The sequence below is a fragment of the Dictyoglomus sp. SSW genome (assembly GCF_055181335.1).
On record NZ_CM143705.1, the window covers coordinates 1,013,062 to 1,031,340 of the forward strand.

Here is an 18,279-nt window from a genome sequence, read left to right on the forward strand (position 1 = left end):
TATGAATGGTTTTATACTAGTATCTGAATTTAAACCCTGTGGAGATCAACCTCAGGCTATAGAGAAGCTTACCGAAGGTGTTAAAAGAGGCCTGAGATACCAGACCCTTATAGGGGTTACTGGTTCAGGTAAGACTTTTACTATGGCAAATGTGATAGCTAATGTACAAAAACCTACTCTGGTAATTGCTCCTAATAAGACCCTTGCAGCCCAACTATATAGTGAGTTTAAAGAATTTTTTCCATATAATGCTGTAGAGTATTTTGTAAGTTATTATGACTATTATCAACCTGAGGCCTATATTCCTCAAACTGATACTTATATAGAAAAGGATGCAGATATAAACGATAGAATTGATAGGTTAAGACATAGTACTACAAGTAGTCTTCTTTCAAGAAGAGATGTTATTGTGGTTGCAAGTGTATCTTGTATATATGGTTTGGGCTCTCCTGAAGATTATGAACAGATGATATTTATGATTAAAGAGGGTGATGAGATACCTCGGGAAGTACTTTTAAGAAAACTTATAAAATTACAATATGAAAGAAATGATTATGAATTTACAAGAGGAAAGTTTAGAGTTAGGGGAGACTTAGTAGAGATATTTCCTATAGGAGGAGAAACTGCGATTAGAGTAGAATATTGGGGTGATATCATAGAAAGAATATCAGAGGTTGATCCCATAAGTGGTAAAAGAAATTGTGATTTAAAAAGCACCTTTATTTATCCTGCCACCCATTATATTGCTCCTACGGAGAAACTAGAAAGGGCTATAGAATCTATTAGAAAAGAATTGGAAGAAAGGCTTGAGGAGCTTAGATCTCAAGGAAAGTTTCTTGAAGCAAAAAGATTAGAAGCGAGAACCCTTTATGATTTAGAACTATTAAAAGAGGTAGGTTATTGTAAGGGAATAGAAAATTATTCAAGACATTTTGATGGTAGAAAACCTGGTGATCCTCCTTATACCCTTCTGGATTATTTTCCTGAGGATTTTTTAGTATTTATTGATGAATCTCATCTAACTATTCCTCAACTTAGAGCTATGTATCATGGTGACAAATCAAGAAAGGATAATTTAGTAGAATATGGATTTAGACTTCCTTCAGCTTATGATAATCGTCCTTTGACTTTTGAAGAATTTTGGGAAAGGGTTCCACAAGAGATCTTTGTTTCTGCAACACCTGCAGATTTTGAGCTTAGTATTTCAGAACAGATAGTAGAGCAACTTATCAGACCTACAGGATTACTTGATCCTGAAATTGAGGTACATCCAACGGAGGGTCAGATTGAGCATTTAATTTCAAAGATAAAAGAGGCAGTTTCAAGAGGAGAAAGGGTTCTTGTAACTACATTAACAAAAAGAACAGCTGAGGATCTGGCAGAATATCTATCTAATCTTGGTATAAGAGTAACCTATCTGCATTCAGAAATAGAAACCTTAGAAAGAACAGGAATTTTACAGGATCTGAGATTGGGAAAATTTGATGTACTAGTAGGGATAAATCTTCTTAGGGAGGGGTTAGATCTACCCGAGGTCTCATTGGTAGCAATTTTAGATGCTGACAGAGAAGGGTTTTTAAGATCAGAAAGATCTCTTATTCAAGTGATGGGAAGAGCAGCAAGAAACGTCAATGGTAAAGTAATTATGTATGCAGATACTATAACCGATTCTATGAGAAGGGCTATTGAAGAGACGGAGAGAAGAAGAAGAATTCAAATGGAATATAATAAAGCTCATGGAATAGTTCCAAGAAGTATTCAAAAATCTGTGAAAGAAGTTTTTGATTTTGTTGAGGCAGTTAGTGAGAAAAAAGCAGATTACAAAGCTGTATCTAAAAATCTATCTATAGATGAGATAGGAGAGGTTATAAAGCGGCTTGAAAAGGAGATGTATTCTGCTGCTGCGGAACTTGATTTTGAGAGAGCGGCATATTTAAGGGATCAAATAAAAGAATTAAAGAATGAATTAAAGAAAAAGACAAAATTATGAGTGATTATATAAAGATTAGGGGAGCAAGAGAGCATAACTTAAAGAATATAAATTTAGATATCCCCAGAAACAAACTTATTGTATTTACCGGGATAAGTGGCTCTGGTAAATCTTCACTTGCCTTTGATACCATATATGCTGAGGGGCAAAGGAGATATGTAGAATCTCTTTCTACTTATGCAAGACAGTTTTTAGGACAGTTAAATAAGCCTGATGTGGATATTATAGAAGGTCTTTCACCCGCTATCTCTATAGATCAAAAAACAGTGATAAAAAATCCTCGATCTACGGTAGGTACAGTTACCGAGATATATGATTATTTAAGACTTCTTTTTGCTAATATTGGAAGACCCTATTGTCCCAATTGCGGTATTGAAATCTCTGCCCAAACCTCCCAGGAAATAGTGGAAAAGATTCTTTCTTGGGAAGAGGGAACAAGGATTCAAATCCTTTCTCCTGTGGTAAGGGGAAGAAAAGGAGAGTATAAGAAGTTATTGGAGAATTTAAGAAAAGAAGGATTTTTAAGAGTAAAAATAGATGGTGAGCTCTATTCCTTAGAAGATGAAATAGAACTTGATAAGAATAAAAAACATGATATTTCTGTGATCATAGATAGATTAATAGTGAAACCTGATATAAAGACAAGATTATCTGATTCGGTAGAATTGGCCTTAAAACTTAGTGAAGGATTATTAATTGTGGAAAAATATGTGGGAGATAAAGTGGAAGAACACATTTTCAGTGAAAATTATGCTTGTCCAATATGTGGTTTTAGTTTTGGGGAGATAACTCCAAGATTTTTCTCTTTTAATAGTCCATATGGAGCTTGTCCTGTATGCTCTGGACTTGGAGGTAAAAAAGAATTTGATCCAGATTTGATTTTGGATTATGAAAAATCTATATCAGAAGGGGCAATTATCCCTTGGGGAAAGGAAATATCTCCTTATTATAAAATTCTACTGGCCAATATTGGAAAGAGGCTTGGTTTTAATCTTGATACTCCCCTTAAATTTTTTACAGAAAATCAACTAAAATCTCTTTTATATGGTGTACCTTTTGCGGTAGAAGTAAATTTTCCCGACTGGGATATTTATGGATATAGACATTTTGAGGGTTTAATAAATATATTTATGAAAAGATATGAAGAGACAGAATCTGAGGATGTTAAAAACTTCTATGAGAGATTTATGGTTTTTTCCCCCTGTAGTGAATGTGGGGGAAAGAGATTAAGGAAAGAAGCTCTATCAGTATTTGTAGGGAGTAAAAATATAGCTGATGTTTCTTCTTTAACTCTTGTGGAATTAAAGGATTTTCTTATGAATCTTTCCTTATCTGATAGAGAAAGAATTATTGCATCACCCATATTGAAAGAGATAATTCAAAGGGTAAATTTTTTAATAGAGGTAGGTGTAGATTATTTAACTCTTGATAGATCTGCATCTACATTATCTGGAGGAGAATCTCAAAGAGTTAGGCTTGCTACTCAAATTGGGTCAGGACTTGTAGGAGTTATATATGTCCTTGATGAACCAAGTATAGGATTACATCCAAGAGATAATGAGAGATTAATAAAGAATCTAAAAAATCTTAGAGATCTTGGAAATACAGTAATCGTTGTAGAACATGATGAAGAAATAATCAGATCCGCAGATTTTATTGTAGATATAGGGCCAGGAGCTGGAGAAAAAGGGGGACAAATTGTTGTTGCTGGTCCTTTAAATGAGGTAATAAAACATCCTGAATCCTTAACAGCCCAATATCTTAGGGGTGAGAGAAAAATTCCTATTCCTGTAAGGAGAAGGAATATAGGTGGAAGATGGTTAGAAATTAAAGGGGCTAAGGCAAGAAACTTAAAAAATATAGATGTTAAAATTCCACTAAATGCCTTTGTATGCCTTACTGGTGTATCGGGCTCTGGAAAGAGTACTCTTGTGGAAGAGATTATATATCCTGCTCTTCAGAAAGCATTACATGGAAAGAAGGTAAGAAGCGAGTATTATGAGGAAATAAAAGGTACCGAATATATAGATAAGGTTATTGTCATTGATCAATCTCCTATAGGGAGAACTCCGAGATCTAATCCAGCTACCTATACTAATGTTTTTACGGAAATAAGAGAACTTTTTGCCCAATTACCAGAGGCTAAAATGAGAGGATATAAAGCTGGAAGATTTAGCTTTAATGTGAAGGGTGGAAGATGCGAAGCGTGCAAAGGGGAAGGTATGGTAAAAGTAGAAATGCACTTTTTACCTGATATTTATGTTCCATGTGAAGTATGTAAAGGGAAAAGATATAATAGTGAGACCTTAGAAATAAATTATAAAGGTAAAAATATTGCAGATGTATTAGATATGAGTGTAGAAGAAGCCTTGGAATTCTTTGAAAACTTTCCATCTATTCGAAGAAAGCTGGAAACATTGTATGATGTTGGATTAGGATATATAAAATTGGGACAGCCTGCTACTACTCTTTCAGGAGGAGAGGCTCAAAGAATCAAGCTTGCAGCAGAACTTTCAAGAAAAAGTACAGGTAGGACTTTTTATATTTTAGATGAACCAACAACAGGATTACATTTTGCTGATGTAGAAAAATTATTAAATCTGCTTCATCGATTAGTGAATGCTGGAAATACTGTACTTGTTATAGAGCATAATCTGGATGTGATAAAAACAGCAGATTATATTATTGATTTAGGTCCTGAAGGAGGAGATAGGGGTGGTGAGATTGTAGCAGAGGGTACTCCTGAAGATGTAGCTATGAATGATAGGTCATACACAGGACAATTTTTAAAAAGGATTTTGAATTTAAAGGAGGAAGTGAGTGAAAGGAGCTTTAAGAATAGATAATAATAAATTTTTAGTAGTAGAGTTTGAAAAGGGAGTCATTACAAAAATATATTTTAGTTTTAAAGAGGAAATTGAGAAGGATTTTCCAGGAAAGGATTTATTTTTAGATTATTTTTCTGGTAAGATGGTAGATTTTAAAGATCTCAAACTTGATATGAAGTATATTCCCGGATTTTTTGTGAAAGTATACCAATTACTTAGAAATTTACCTTATGGAAGAATTACAAATTACGGAAGTATTGCTATAGAATTAGGAAATAAAAATTTAAGTAGAGCTGTAGGTAATGCATTAAGAATGAATCCTTTTTTGATTGTGATCCCATGCCATAGGGTTGTTAGGAAGGATGGAAATATAGGTAATTTCTCCTTTGGAAAAGATTTAAAAATATGGCTTCTTAGAATGGAAGGAGTGACGATAGAAAATGAGAAAGTATATAGCTGTAGACATTGGTGGGACTAAGATTGCATTAGGAAGATTTAAGGAAGAAGGAATTTTGGAAGAGAAAGTTGTATTTCCAACAAGACCTGAGAGGGGTTATCAAAAGATATTGGAAGAAATGGTAGAAAATATAGAAAAGTTTTTAACTCCAGATGTAATAGCCATGGGAATAGGAACAGCAGGTCCATTAGATAGAATTAAAGGAGAAATATATTCACCTCCTAATCTTCCAGGATGGAATGGAGTACCTTTAAAAAAAGATTTGGAAGAAGCTTTCAAAATTCCTGTTTATATGGATAATGATGCTAACGCAGCTTGTCTGGGAGAATATTATTTTGGGGCTGGAAAAGGAGTAAAAGATTTAGTTTATGTGACTGTAAGTACAGGGATAGGGGGAGGAATTATTATAGATGGAAAAATTTTGCATGGTAGGAGAGATAGTGCTGGAGAAGTAGGGCATCAGACCATTCTACCTGATGGCCCATTATGTAATTGTGGTAATAAAGGATGTTTAGAAGCTCTTGCCTCTGGAACTGCTATAGCAAAGAGGGCTAAAGAGGCTATAGAAAGAGGGGAAGATACTATACTTTTAGATTGGAGTAAGAAGGAAGAAATTACTGCAAAACATGTAAGGTCTGCTATGTTGTTAGGAGATAAGGTAGCAACATATATCTGGAATCAGGCAATGGAATATTTAGGTATTGGGATAGGTAATATTATCACGATTCTTTCTCCTCAAAGGATAATAATTGGGGGAAGCGTAGGTCTTTCAGGAGAGGATGTCATTCTTAAAATAAAAGAAATAGTTGGGCAGAGAGTCTTTTTGGTTCCTGTAGATATGGTTGAAATTGTCCCTGCCCAACTTGGAGAAGATGTAGGTCTATATGGAGCTTTTTCAGTAGCACTTCATGAGATTACTTTGAAGGCGACATAAAGGGAATAGGTGTGGTCATATTTAATGGCTCTTTTTGTTTTATAATCTTGCCTTGAGGTAATGTTCTTAGAGTGTTAGGAGATAAATTTGAATTAATTTTTACTTCTGACCACAATATTTCTATATATGGCCTATTTTGTACATCATAAACCTTTAATCTTAAGGGTATATAATCCTTTGTTATAAAAAATTCTAAATATGAATAATTGGCTTTTAATTCTGGTTTTTGAGGAATTCCTGTAATCTTATATAATTTTTGATTTTTTTCAGTAACTTCCTCTAACTTTAATGAAAAGTCTTCACTAGAGCCAATCATAGGAATAGAGGAAAAAGAAATAGTAGAGGTTTGGGTTACAGTGTAAGGAGCTTCAATAATTTGCTTAGTGGAAGGTGAATACATTTTTGTTATTTGTTTTTCAGCATCAATCAAAAATATCTGTCCAGCCAGAAGTGCTGGTTCTGTAAAATCTATTCTTAAAATAGATGGGTTTTTTATTGCCTTAATCTCCATCGACATCTTTGTGGGAAGGCTTTCTCCTTTGCTGGAATAAGAATAAACCGTCATTGTCATTTTCATACTTATATCTTTTGCTGAGTTCCATTTATTCTCTATTTCTTTGAGAATAGAATCAGGAGTTTGAGTATATACAAAGGAAAGAAAGAGAGAAAAAATTAGTACTAAATTTAGAATCTTTTTCATCTTTTAATTACCCCCTTTTTAAAACTGATAGGAAATTTTCATTCCAAGACTTGTATTTTCAGAATCTTCTTTCAATTCATGTTTTATATAGAGGCTATTCCACATAGCTCCTTCCAAGGCAGGAAAATTGAGGGCTAATTTAGTAAAGATATAATTCTTTCCTGATAAATTGATAAGATATCTTACTAAGCCTTCAACATTTAAATTATTAGTAACATTCCATTGGGCTTTTATTCCCAGATCTATTTTGTGTTCATTGTCTTTTGTATTGTAAAAATAGCCTATGCTATATTCTGGAAATATTTTACTGCTTAATGGTAAAGCTAATGAAAGTTTAAAACCTAAATCCCCTTCATCTAAGGAAGACAAAGAAAGAGTGTTTCCATTTAAATATCCTATGAATCCTCTTATTCCTAAACTTCCAATATTTATTTCTCCATTAAATAAAACACTAAAATTTAAATTTGAATCTTTAAGGTATAAATTTGTCTCCTGAGCTAGTAATAGAAATCCAAGAGGAAGATGAATTTTTCTTACAAATAAGATGTCTGCCATATAATTTTCGGTATTATTTTTATTTAGAGATAAAATAAAAAGGGTAAGATAATTATTATTGGAAAACGTGGTACTCCATCCTAAAATTTTTAAGGGTATATTTGGTTCTAAATGGGTTAATGAAGGTAGATCCTCAAATGTTTTACTTCCTTTTCCAGATAGATAAAAAATCTCATTATTTCCTAAATATAAACTTAATTGATAGCCATTCAATCTTAAATTATTTGTAAAAAGGTTCAAAGATGGATAAAAAAGACCTGATACTATCTTTAAATGTGGGGATTGGATAAAAAGATGATAGTTTATTTCCTTATTTAGAGTGTTGTATAAAATAGAGGACCCTAAACCCAAATTGTCACTCCACCATCTTTCAAAAGAGATATTAAAGTCTTGGCCATATGAAGAATTTACCTCTGTTGAAATTTCCATTTTACCCCATTCATACGCATAAGTTAAGGAAAACAAGATGATAAAGGATAGAGATATTATTATAATCTTTCTCATAATTCCCTCCCTTTTGACATTTTCTATAAATCTTTTTATAATCCAAAAAGGGAGATTTATCAAGTATGGAGAAAGAAAGAAGAGAAGCTTTATTTTTACTTATACTTGTAATATTAGATTTAATAACATTAAGTTTTTCTTTACCTTTGGCTTATTTTGTTCGTTTTAACCTGTTAAGTAAGATTCCATATTTTTATGTAGAAAGAAACGAAATTCCTCAATTTTTTCCATATTATTTTACCCTTAACTTAATTTTATTTGTTGCTTGGGTTTTACTTTTAATTATATATAAGGTCTATAGATCTAAGAATTTTTTATCTTTTCAACAAGTATTTAGTGCTATTACTATAGGTACCTTTTTGGTTTCTTCTTTGTCTTTCTTTTATCGTGATTTTTTTTATTCGAGGTTAGTTTTTATATTAACTTGGGGAGTGGCAATAATATTAACCTTTTTTACAAGGATAATTCTTTTTCTTTTAAAGATGTCTACTATAGGCAAAATTTCTAATAAAGTAATTATAGTAGGGAGAAATGAAATATCAGAAGTAATTAAATCTTTTTGGGAGCAAAATCCTTATTTAAATTATAATGTTATAGATGTGATTGAGGATATAGGTAATATTGAGGAATTAGTTTCTCAAAAAGGTATTAATGAGATATTAGTGGCTAAAAGGCTAAATAATGGGGAGATCTTGAGACTTGTATCTTTGAAAAGAAAAAAAGGAGTTTATATAAAAATGGTGCCGGAAAGTTATCTCTTTTTTAGCAAGAGGATATCTTTTGATGAAATTAGTGGTATCCCAATTATGGAGCTTGAAATTTCTAATTTAGAAGGATTTCAAGGTTATATAAAAGAGATTATAGATATAGTATTAGGAACTATAGGGCTAATTGTATTTTCTCCACTTTTTATAATAATTGCTATTCTTATAAAGTTGGATTCAGAGGGTCCTATCTTTTATAAGCATCTGAGAGTAGGTAGATATGGTAAGCCATTCTATTTGTGGAAATTTAGGACAATGTATAAGGAGGCAGATAAGATTTTAGATAAATATCCAGAGCTAAAGAAGGAATTTGAAAAAGAATTTAAGCTTAAAAAAGATCCAAGGATAACACGTATAGGTAAATTTTTGAGAAAGTTTAGTTTAGATGAGATTCCACAGATTTTTAATATTTTGAAAGGAGAAATGAGTATTGTGGGCCCAAGGCCTGTAACCTTTAAGGAGCTGGAAAAGTATGGTGAATATAAAGATGAAGTCCTTAGAGTAAAGCCTGGTTTAACAGGTCTTTGGCAGGTTAGTGGTAGAAGCAATTTGGGTTATGCAAGAAGAATAGCATTGGATCTTTATTACATACAAAATTGGAGTCTTCTTTTAGATATAAAGATAATTCTTAAAACTATTCCTGCTGTTTTTTTGGGAAAGGGTGCTTACTAAACAAGTTATGATATAATCTAAATGGTGACTTTTCATGGAAGAACTTTTGAATGAAATGGTATTGGTATTAAATAGTAATTATGAACCCTTGGACGTATGTAGAGTTAAGAGGGCAATTAGTCTTATTTTACAAGAGAAGGCAGAGACTCTTGAAACAAATGGTGGCGTCGTAAGAAGTGCAACTTTAGAACTTGAGATACCATCTGTGATTAGGCTACTTTACTATGTAAAAAGACCAAGATTAGAACTCAAGCTTTCAAGAAAAGGGATATTTTTGAGAGATAATTATACATGTCAATATTGTGGTAAAAAAGGAGGAGAGTTAACAATAGATCATGTAGTACCTAAAAGGCTTGGTGGAAAATCTGTTTGGGAAAATTTGGTAACTGCATGTAAGGAATGTAATCATAAGAAGGGAGATAGGACTCTTGAAGAGGCTAATATGAGACTTTTGAAGGAGCCTAAAGCTCCTAAACATGTTTATTATTTTAGATTAGCTAAATATTTAGAGGAAGAAAAAAACGAAGGATGGAAAAAATATTTTTTTAATGTAGATATTTAACATTTGAATTATATATGGAGGAATGCTCATGTGGTATAAAATGTCTAAGGAGGAAGTATTAAAGAAATTAGAGGTGAATCTTAATGCGGGACTGTCTGAGGAAGAAGCAAGAAAAAGGTTAGAGAAGTATGGTAAAAATACTATTCCTGAAAAACCACCTGAGAGTTTTATAAGTATCTTATTAAGACAGTTTAAGGAATTTCTTACTATTGTACTTCTTATTGCTACCTTTATTTCTTTTGTTTTAGGAGAGACAAAGGATGCGATAGCTATTTTGATTATTGTGCTTATAAATGCTTTTTTAGGTGCTTTTCAAGAGTTTAAAGCTGAACAGACTCTTGCTTCTTTAAAATCTTATATAACTCCTAAAGTAAAAGTTATAAGGGATGGTAAGATTAAAGAAATTAACATAGAGGACTTAGTAACAGGTGATATAGTTCTTGTAGAAGAAGGAGAGAAAATACCTGCAGATGTTAGATGGATTGAAACTTCAAATCTTCAAGTTGATGAGTCTATTTTAACCGGTGAATCGGTGGCAGTGACAAAGAATGCAGATTTTATAGCGGATAATGACATGGCTTTAGGGGATCAACTTAATATGGGCTTTAAGGGAACCACTGTAGTTTCTGGTAAAGGAAAGGGTGTTGTAATAGGAACAGGTTTAAATACAGCACTTGGAAATATTGCTCGTATGCTATCTGAGATAGAAGAAGAAAAAACTCCTCTTCAGAAAGAATTAGAGAAACTTGGAAAACAGTTAACTTATGTAATTCTTGCCATCATATTTTTAGTTTTTATTATAGGAGTTATTCAAAGAAGAAATGCCTTTGAAATGTTTTTTACGTCTGTAAGTTTAGCAGTTGCAGCTATTCCTGAAGGTCTTCCTACAGTTATTACTATTCTTCTTGCATTAGGTGTACAAGAGATGGCAAGAAACAAAGCTATTGTGAGGAGACTTTCTGCTGTTGAAGCTTTAGGAGCCACATCTATTATTTGTACTGATAAGACAGGTACTTTAACAGAAAACAAGATGGATCTTGTCTCTGTAATTTTACCAGATGGAAAAATAATTAAAAAAGAAGATTTTGTAAAGGAAAAAGATTATATAAAGGAGTTGCTTTTTACTGCTGTTTTAGCAAGCGATGTAAAGAAAAAAGATGATGGTAGTCTTATAGGTGACCCATTAGATGTGGCAATATATAATCATTATTCGAAGCTTTATCCATTAAATTATTGCGAAAAAGTAGATGAAATTCCATTTAATTCTCAAAGGAAAAGAGTAAGTGTTCTTTATAAATTAGATGATTTATATTTTCTTGCAGTAAAAGGAGCTGGTGAGGAAATTTTAAGAAAAAGTAAGTTTTATTATCTAAATGGTGAAGAAATAGAATTAACAGAAGAAAAGAAAAAGGAATTTTTAGAGGCTCAGGATGAGTTGGCCAAACAAGGTTTAAGGGTTTTAGCTGTAGCAAAGAGAACCTTTAAAGATTTAATAGACAAAGATAATTGGGAAAAGGATCTTGTTTTTTTAGGTCTTTTGGGATTTATGGATCCTCTTCGAGAGGGGGTAAAGGAGGCTATTGAAGAATGTAAAAAGGCAGGCATTCGTCCTATAATTGTAACAGGCGATTATCTTTTAACAGCCAAAAAGATAGCAGAAGATCTTGGAATGGATGTGGAAAATAGTTTATATTATACAGGGGAAGATATAAATAGACTTGGTTTAAATAATATATCTTGGGACAATGTAGTTATTTTTTCAAGAGTCTTACCAGAACATAAGATGGATATCGTAAAGGAGTTAAAGGAAAGAGGAGAAATAGTTGCAATGACAGGGGATGGTGTAAACGATGCCCCTGCATTAAAAATGGCAGATATTGGGGTGAGTATGGGGTTGAGAGGAACCGATGTGGCTAGAGGAGCATCAGACCTTGTCCTTCTTGATGATAGTTTTGCTACAATTGTAAAGGCTGTTAAAGAAGGAAGAAGAATATTTGATAACATAAAAAAAGTGACATATTATTTACTTTCGTGTAATCTAAGTGAGATTTTTGTGGTAAGTACGAGTATATTTTTAGGTTTACCTTTACCCTTGACACCTTTAGAGCTTCTTTGGATTAATCTGATAACTGATGGATTTCCAGCCTTAGCTTTAGGAATAGAACCTTATGAAAAAGATATTATGATGAGAAAGCCAAGAAGAATAGAAGAAGGTATTATTAATAAAGAATTATGGAGAAAGATAGTTATTGATGGAATTTTTATAGGGATCTCTTCATTAATATTATTTAATATTGGGTTAGCTAAAAGCTTAAATTTTGCAAGGACTATGGCTTTTTCTGGTCTTGTTTTTTCACAGATTTTCCAAGCCTTGAGCCTTTCATTAAGGAGAAGAGAAAAGATTTTTGGAGAGTTATTCTCAAATAAATATTTAAGTTTAGCTATAACATTTTCAATTATTATCCAGCTTTTAGTACTATATACACCTTGGGGAATAAGATTTTTTAATATAGAGATTTTAGATCTAAAAGATCTTGTTTTTGTTATTTTATTGAGCTTGTTACCAATTTATAAATTAATAGGAGAAAAAATATATGAAAAAATTTTTAAGAGAGCTGTTAATTTATAGTATAAGTTTTTTATTAATTCTCTTTTTAACGAGTCAACTATTTTCTCTTGAAAAAAGACCAATTTATACATCTATAAAGAGTAATACAGTAAGTTCTGTATATACTCCAACATACACGTTAACAAATGTAACAAATACTCAAACCTATACAATGACAGCTCAGAAGACCGTAACTTCTACATCCTCTCAATCAAGCACTAAAGAAAAAGAATCTTCACAACCAGAAATACAAAATCCATCCCAGATTATATATGAAGTTAAGGTAGGAGATACTATTATTGGAATTGCTCAAAAATATGGAATAAGTTGGCAAGAGTTGGCCAAAATAAATAAATTAAAAGATCCTAATTATTTAGTGGTAGGACAAAAATTAATTATTCCAATAAATAACAAATAGATATAAACCCTTGTCTTTAATAAGTTTATTTGATATAATTTATCCAAGAGTGCGGACGTAGCTCAGTCGGTAGAGCGAGGGACTGAAAATCCCTGCGTCGGGGGTTCGATTCCCTCCGTCCGCACCATATAATGGGGAGAATAAAGAGGAATTTGATAAGAAAGGGTTTTTATCTTTTTTATAGATTTTTTAATTCTTTTTTACCTTTCGAACTCCTAAGCGCCCGTAGCTCAGTAGGACAGAGCAGCGGTTTCCTAAACCGCGTGTCGGGGGTTCGAATCCCTTCGGGCGCACCACTTTTGAATACCCGCGTTACCTACCCTACGCTTCAATATATAATACTTGGAGGTGGTACATATAATTAAAACACAGTATTCTTTGTGCTCTTTAAAACATGAATCATTAAGAACTCTAAGGAGGTAGAAGCGATGGCAGAGGTAAAATTGGAAAATGTAACAAAAAAATTTGGTGATGTTATAGCTGTTAATAATGTATCTCTTGATATCAAGGATAAAGAGTTTATTGTTCTTGTTGGACCATCTGGTTGTGGTAAAACAACTACATTAAGAATGATTGCTGGATTAGAGGAGATAACATCTGGAAACATCTATATTGATGGAAGAATAGTTAATGATGTACCCCCCAAAGATAGAGATATAGCAATGGTATTTCAGAACTATGCTCTTTATCCTCACATGACTGTTTATGATAATATGGCTTTTGGTCTAAAACTTAGAAAATATCCAAAGAGTGAAATTGACAGAAGAGTTAAAGCAGCTGCTGAGATGTTAGGTATTGAGAATCTGCTAAAGAGAAAACCCAAAGAACTTTCCGGTGGTCAAAGACAGCGTGTTGCTTTAGGTCGTGCAATTGTTCGTGAACCTAAGGTTTTCCTTATGGACGAGCCTTTATCTAACTTAGATGCAAAGTTAAGAGTACAAATGAGGGCTGAGCTTAAGAAACTTCAAAGAACTCTTGGGGTCACTACAATATATGTGACTCATGATCAAACAGAGGCAATGACAATGGGCGATAGAATTGTAGTTATGAAAGATGGAGTGGTTCAACAAGTAGATGATCCTTTAACAGTCTACGAAAAACCCAATAATGTATTTGTAGCTGGTTTCATAGGTAGTCCCCCAATGAATTTCATTGATGCAACTCTTTCTGAAGATGCTAAAGTTCTTAATCTTGGAAGTTTCAAATTAGGAATTCCTTCTGATATGCAATCTTTTGTGGCAGAACATGCCAAAAACTATCTGGGCAAAAAGGTTATTTTGGGAGTAAGGCCAGAGCATATATATGAGGTGGCTCTTATGAAAACAGAAGATCTAATACCAGAAGCTGTAGCAGATCTAAAAGTAGAAGTTTTAGAACCTATGGGAACTGAAGTATATTTATATTTATTAAATGGACCTGTAAGTGTGGTAGCAAGAGTTAGTGCAGAAACAAGGGCAAGGATGGGTGAAAATGTAAAAGTGATGTTTGATCTAAGAAAGATGCATCTTTTTGATCCTGTTACTCAGATGGCTATAATTTAAGGATTATTAAGGAAAGGGGTATTAGGGATGTTAAGGAAGGGGGAACCAAATTCCCCCTTCCTTTATATATAATTATTAACATGTGTTAATAAGGAGGATTAATATGGTAGAGAGATATTTTAATTTGGTGCTTCATTCCCATCTTCCCTATGTTAAAAAGGCTGGAAGATGGCCTTTTGGAGAGGAATGGTTCTTTGAGGCTATGTTGGAAACCTATATACCCCTTTCCATATGTTTTGATAGATTAATTGATAAGGGTATTGAATGGCATTTAACCATAGGTGTTACTCCAGTTCTATCTGAGATGATGATGGATTCTTATATGATTTATGAAACTGAGAAATATATAAACAATAAGTTAGAAATGGCCCAAAAAGATTATGTTTTATTTGAGAGGGAGAATAAGGAAGAATCAGAAGTTGCAAAATTTTATATTGAGTATTTTGAAGAGATTTTAGATTTTTTTAAGAATAAAATATCATATAATATTCTTGGATATTGGGGTAATCTTCAGAGGGAAGGATATCTTGATATAATAACCTCATCTGCAACTCATGCATATTTGCCTCTTTTAAAAAAGAATTCATCTATATACGCTCAGCTTTATATTGGTAAAGAGACATATTTGAGAAAGTTTAACAGACCTCCTAAGGGTATTTGGCTTCCTGAATGTGCCTATAAGCCTGGGATTGAAAAATTTTTAGAGAATTTTGATATTAAGTATTTCTTTGTTGATACCCATACAATCCTTGGTGGAGAACCTTCGGATTATCCTTATTTTAAAAAGAAAGAAGTAGAGATTAAAAATACTGAAAGAAGTATTTATAAACCATATTTAGTATCCGATAGTAATGTGGTTGTTTTTGGAAGAGATAGTAAGACGAGTATGCAAGTTTGGTCTGCAGAATGGGGATATCCTGGAGATGGAGTTTATAGAGAATTTCACAAAAAAGCAGATACTTCAGGTATTCAGTACTGGAGAATAACAGATAAAACCAAGGGATTAGGGGAAAAAGATGTTTATGATCCATTGTTAGCCAAAGGTAGAGTTTATGAACATGCTGAACATTTCGTAAGTATTTTAGAAAATGAGATAAAAGAAGAGGGAATTGTGACTGCAATGTATGATACTGAACTATTTGGACATTGGTGGTTTGAGGGACTCATGTTTATTGAGAGAGTGTTTGAGCTTCTAAATGAAAGTAAAAGGGTTAAAAGTATAAACGCAAGCTTAGCATTAGAAAAATTTGAGCCAGAAGAAAGAATTGATCTTCCTGAATCATCATGGGGAAGAGGTGGAAAACATGAAGTGTGGCTTAATGAGGAAACTTATAAATTATGGGAAAAAATTTATGAAATAGAGGAATTTATGGAAGAGATTGTTTCAAGTGTAAAAGAACAGAAAGTTCCATTATGGAAGGAAAAGGTACTAAATCAAATGGGAAGAGAAAAATTACTCCTTGAAAGTAGTGATTGGCCATTTTTAATTACCACAGGACAAGCCAAAGAATATGGTTTTAATAGATTTTATGAACACTATAACAATTTTAAGGATCTATCTAATTTTTTAAATGAGGATAAATTATCTATTGAAGATTATAGGACATTGAAAAAATTAGAAGATAAAGACTCTTTATTCTTGTCCTTAAATTATAGAATCTTTGAAAGGAGGTAGAGGATGCAAAAAAAGATATATTTTTCTTTAGGACTGCATAATCATCAACCTGTAGGAAACTTTGACTTTGTAATTGAAAGAGCATATCAAATGTGTTATAAGCCTCTTATTGAATTTTTTTATAACTATCCAAAATTTCCTTTCAATGTCCACTTTTCAGGATATTTATTGCTTTGGTTGGAGAATAATCATCCAGAGTATTTTCAGATTCTTAAGGCTTTATCAGAAAGGGAACAAGTTGAGATATTAAGCGGTGGTTTTTATGAACCTATATTACCTATAATACCTGATAAAGATAAAATTTTGCAGATAAAAAAACTAAATGATTATATCTATAATAAATTTGGGCAAAGGCCAAAAGGAATGTGGCTTGCAGAAAGAGTTTGGGAACCTCATCTTGTTAAATTTATAGCAGAGGCTGGTATTGAGTATGTGATTGTAGATGATGCTCATTTTCTATCAGTTGGATTAAATGAAGATGACCTTTTTGGTTATTACTTAATGGAAGAAGAAGGGTATAAATTAGCTGTTTTTCCAATTAGTATGAAATTGAGATATCTAATTCCTTTTGCAGATCCTCAAGAGACAGTAGAATATTTGGATAAGTATGCAACAGTAGAGGGAGATAGAATAGCTCTTCTTTTTGATGATGGAGAAAAATTTGGGCTTTGGCCTGATACATATAATTTAGTATATGAAGAAAAATGGCTTGAAAGGTTTTTCGAGAAATTGGAGGAAAATTTTTTATTAATAACACCTGTTAATTTATATGAGTACATGAAAAAATATCCCCCTAAAGGGAGAATTTACTTACCTACAGCCTCCTACAGAGAAATGATGGAATGGGTTCTGTTTCCAGATGCACAATTAAATTTAGAGAGATTAGCAGAAAAACTTAAGAATGAAGGTACATGGGAAATATATGCACCATTTATTAAAGGGGGTTTTTGGAGAAATTTTCTCAGCAAATATGACGAATCAAATCATATGCAAAAGAAGATGTTGTATGTGAGGAAAAAAATTGATTTATCGAATAATGATGAGTTAAAAAATAAAGCCTTAGAGGAACTTTGGCAAGGGCAAGCGAATGATGCGTATTGGCATGGAATTTTTGGTGGACTTTATCTTCCACATTTAAGATCTGCTATTTATGAACATTTAATTAAAGCAGAAAATTTTGTTGATGGGGATTTCAAGTATAATATTTTTGACTTTGATTGTGACGGTAAAGATGAGATTATCATTGAATCTTCTGTTTTTAATCTTTATTTTTCACCCTCTTATGGAGGATCATTAATAGAATGGGATTTTAAAAATAAGTCTTTTAATCTTACTAATGTTCTTACCCGTAGAAGAGAAGCTTATCATGAGAAGCTTCATAAAATAGAAGAATATGTATTAGGAAAAAGTATTCATGAAAGATGGACAGCTAAAGAGAAAGGATTAGATCAAGTATTATTTTATGATAGACACAGAAGGGTATCTTTTATTGAAAAATTTTATGAGAAAGAACCAGCTATAGATTTATTACTAAAAGATAACGAAAATTTAATAATCGATACTTTCTATGAGAAATTTGACTATGATATAAAGGAAGAAAATAATAGATTCCTTTGTTCCTTTAAAAAGGGATTTTCAGATTTTGAATTATACAAGATTTTTCTAATTCCTAAGGATAGGAATGAAATTGAAGTATATTATCGAATTATAAATTTGAAAGATGAAAATATTAGTTTGAATTTCTCATGGGAGATAAATTTAAATTTCTTGGCACCTAATCATCCTGATTTTTATTATTTTTCTACAAAAAATGAGAAGGCTCCTCTTAATTCTATGGGAGTTGAGAGTATAAATAGATGGGGTATAAGTTCTGGTATTGGAATAAATTTAGACTGTTATCTTGATATGGAAACAAAAGTTTATAGATATCCTATTGAGACTGTATCTTTATCAGAAGAGGGGTTTGAAAGAGTATATCAAGGAAGTGATTTTGTACATTTTTATCATATAAATTTAGGACCAAATCAAGGTTGGGAAACTCGTGTGAAATTTATTGTTTATTGATAATTAT

The 18,279-nt window shown here is 32.3% G+C and carries 13 protein-coding genes and 2 tRNA genes; 13 read left to right on the top strand and 2 right to left on the bottom strand.

All coding sequences use genetic code 11. The features are described 5' to 3' along the window. Position 1: 1 nt before the first annotated feature. Genes uvrB through ACY3JM_RS04760 form a run of 4 tightly spaced genes read left to right on the top strand, consistent with a single transcriptional unit; the run spans position 2 to position 6,209 of the window. Positions 2-1,990: an excinuclease ABC subunit UvrB gene (gene uvrB, locus ACY3JM_RS04745; RefSeq protein WP_463111086.1), complete on the top strand. Its 1,989-nt coding sequence runs from the start codon at positions 2-4 to the stop codon at positions 1,988-1,990. After that, on the top strand, positions 1,987-4,836 hold the full coding sequence (gene uvrA, locus ACY3JM_RS04750) for an excinuclease ABC subunit UvrA (protein WP_463111087.1): 2,850 nt from the start codon (positions 1,987-1,989) through the stop codon (positions 4,834-4,836). Before uvrB ends, uvrA begins: the two co-directional genes overlap by 4 nt. Then, complete coding sequence (locus tag ACY3JM_RS04755; protein ID WP_463082336.1) at positions 4,811-5,296, top strand: methylated-DNA--[protein]-cysteine S-methyltransferase; 486 nt, start codon at positions 4,811-4,813, stop codon at positions 5,294-5,296. Before uvrA ends, ACY3JM_RS04755 begins: the two co-directional genes overlap by 26 nt. Beyond that, complete coding sequence (locus ACY3JM_RS04760) at positions 5,259-6,209, top strand: ROK family protein (RefSeq protein WP_463111088.1); 951 nt, start codon at positions 5,259-5,261, stop codon at positions 6,207-6,209. Before ACY3JM_RS04755 ends, ACY3JM_RS04760 begins: the two co-directional genes overlap by 38 nt. On the opposite strand, the gene ACY3JM_RS04765 is transcribed toward ACY3JM_RS04760, so the two are convergent. Continuing rightward, a complete protein-coding gene (locus ACY3JM_RS04765) occupies positions 6,190-6,909 on the bottom strand; it encodes a LolA family protein (protein WP_463082334.1) in 720 nt (239 codons plus the stop codon). The genes ACY3JM_RS04760 and ACY3JM_RS04765 overlap by 20 nt on opposite strands. A gap of 18 nt (positions 6,910-6,927) precedes the next feature. Next, positions 6,928-7,968 carry a hypothetical protein gene (locus ACY3JM_RS04770; RefSeq protein WP_463082333.1) on the bottom strand — a complete coding sequence of 347 codons (1,041 nt, stop codon included), beginning with the start codon at positions 7,966-7,968 and terminating at the stop codon, positions 6,928-6,930. A 65-nt stretch (positions 7,969-8,033) separates the two neighbouring features. On the opposite strand from ACY3JM_RS04770, the gene ACY3JM_RS04775 reads away from it, so the two are divergent. From ACY3JM_RS04775 to ACY3JM_RS04815, 9 genes are all read left to right on the top strand, one after another. After that, positions 8,034-9,404, top strand: coding sequence for a sugar transferase (locus ACY3JM_RS04775; RefSeq protein WP_463111089.1), 1,371 nt, complete (start codon positions 8,034-8,036; stop codon positions 9,402-9,404). A 34-nt stretch (positions 9,405-9,438) separates the two neighbouring features. After that, complete coding sequence (locus ACY3JM_RS04780; protein WP_463082330.1) at positions 9,439-9,966, top strand: HNH endonuclease; 528 nt, start codon at positions 9,439-9,441, stop codon at positions 9,964-9,966. A 28-nt stretch (positions 9,967-9,994) separates the two neighbouring features. Beyond that, positions 9,995-12,595, top strand: a complete 2,601-nt coding sequence (locus ACY3JM_RS04785; RefSeq protein WP_463111090.1) for a calcium-translocating P-type ATPase, PMCA-type — start codon at positions 9,995-9,997, stop codon at positions 12,593-12,595. After that, a complete protein-coding gene (locus ACY3JM_RS04790) occupies positions 12,561-12,992 on the top strand; it encodes a LysM peptidoglycan-binding domain-containing protein (protein WP_463082328.1) in 432 nt (143 codons plus the stop codon). The genes ACY3JM_RS04785 and ACY3JM_RS04790 overlap by 35 nt, the downstream gene beginning before the upstream one ends. Before the next feature lie 51 nt (positions 12,993-13,043). Beyond that, positions 13,044-13,119: transfer RNA gene (locus ACY3JM_RS04795), tRNA-Phe, on the top strand. A gap of 92 nt (positions 13,120-13,211) precedes the next feature. Then, positions 13,212-13,288: transfer RNA gene (locus ACY3JM_RS04800), tRNA-Arg, on the top strand. A gap of 132 nt (positions 13,289-13,420) precedes the next feature. Then, positions 13,421-14,533 carry an ABC transporter ATP-binding protein gene (locus ACY3JM_RS04805; RefSeq protein ID WP_463082327.1) on the top strand — a complete coding sequence of 371 codons (1,113 nt, stop codon included), beginning with the start codon at positions 13,421-13,423 and terminating at the stop codon, positions 14,531-14,533. 103 nt (positions 14,534-14,636) lie between these two features. Next, positions 14,637-16,208 carry a 1,4-alpha-glucan branching protein domain-containing protein gene (locus ACY3JM_RS04810; RefSeq protein WP_463082326.1) on the top strand — a complete coding sequence of 524 codons (1,572 nt, stop codon included), beginning with the start codon at positions 14,637-14,639 and terminating at the stop codon, positions 16,206-16,208. Positions 16,209-16,211: 3 nt separating this feature from the next. After that, positions 16,212-18,272, top strand: a complete 2,061-nt coding sequence (locus ACY3JM_RS04815; RefSeq protein ID WP_463111091.1) for an alpha-amylase/4-alpha-glucanotransferase domain-containing protein — start codon at positions 16,212-16,214, stop codon at positions 18,270-18,272. Positions 18,273-18,279: the final 7 nt, after the last annotated feature.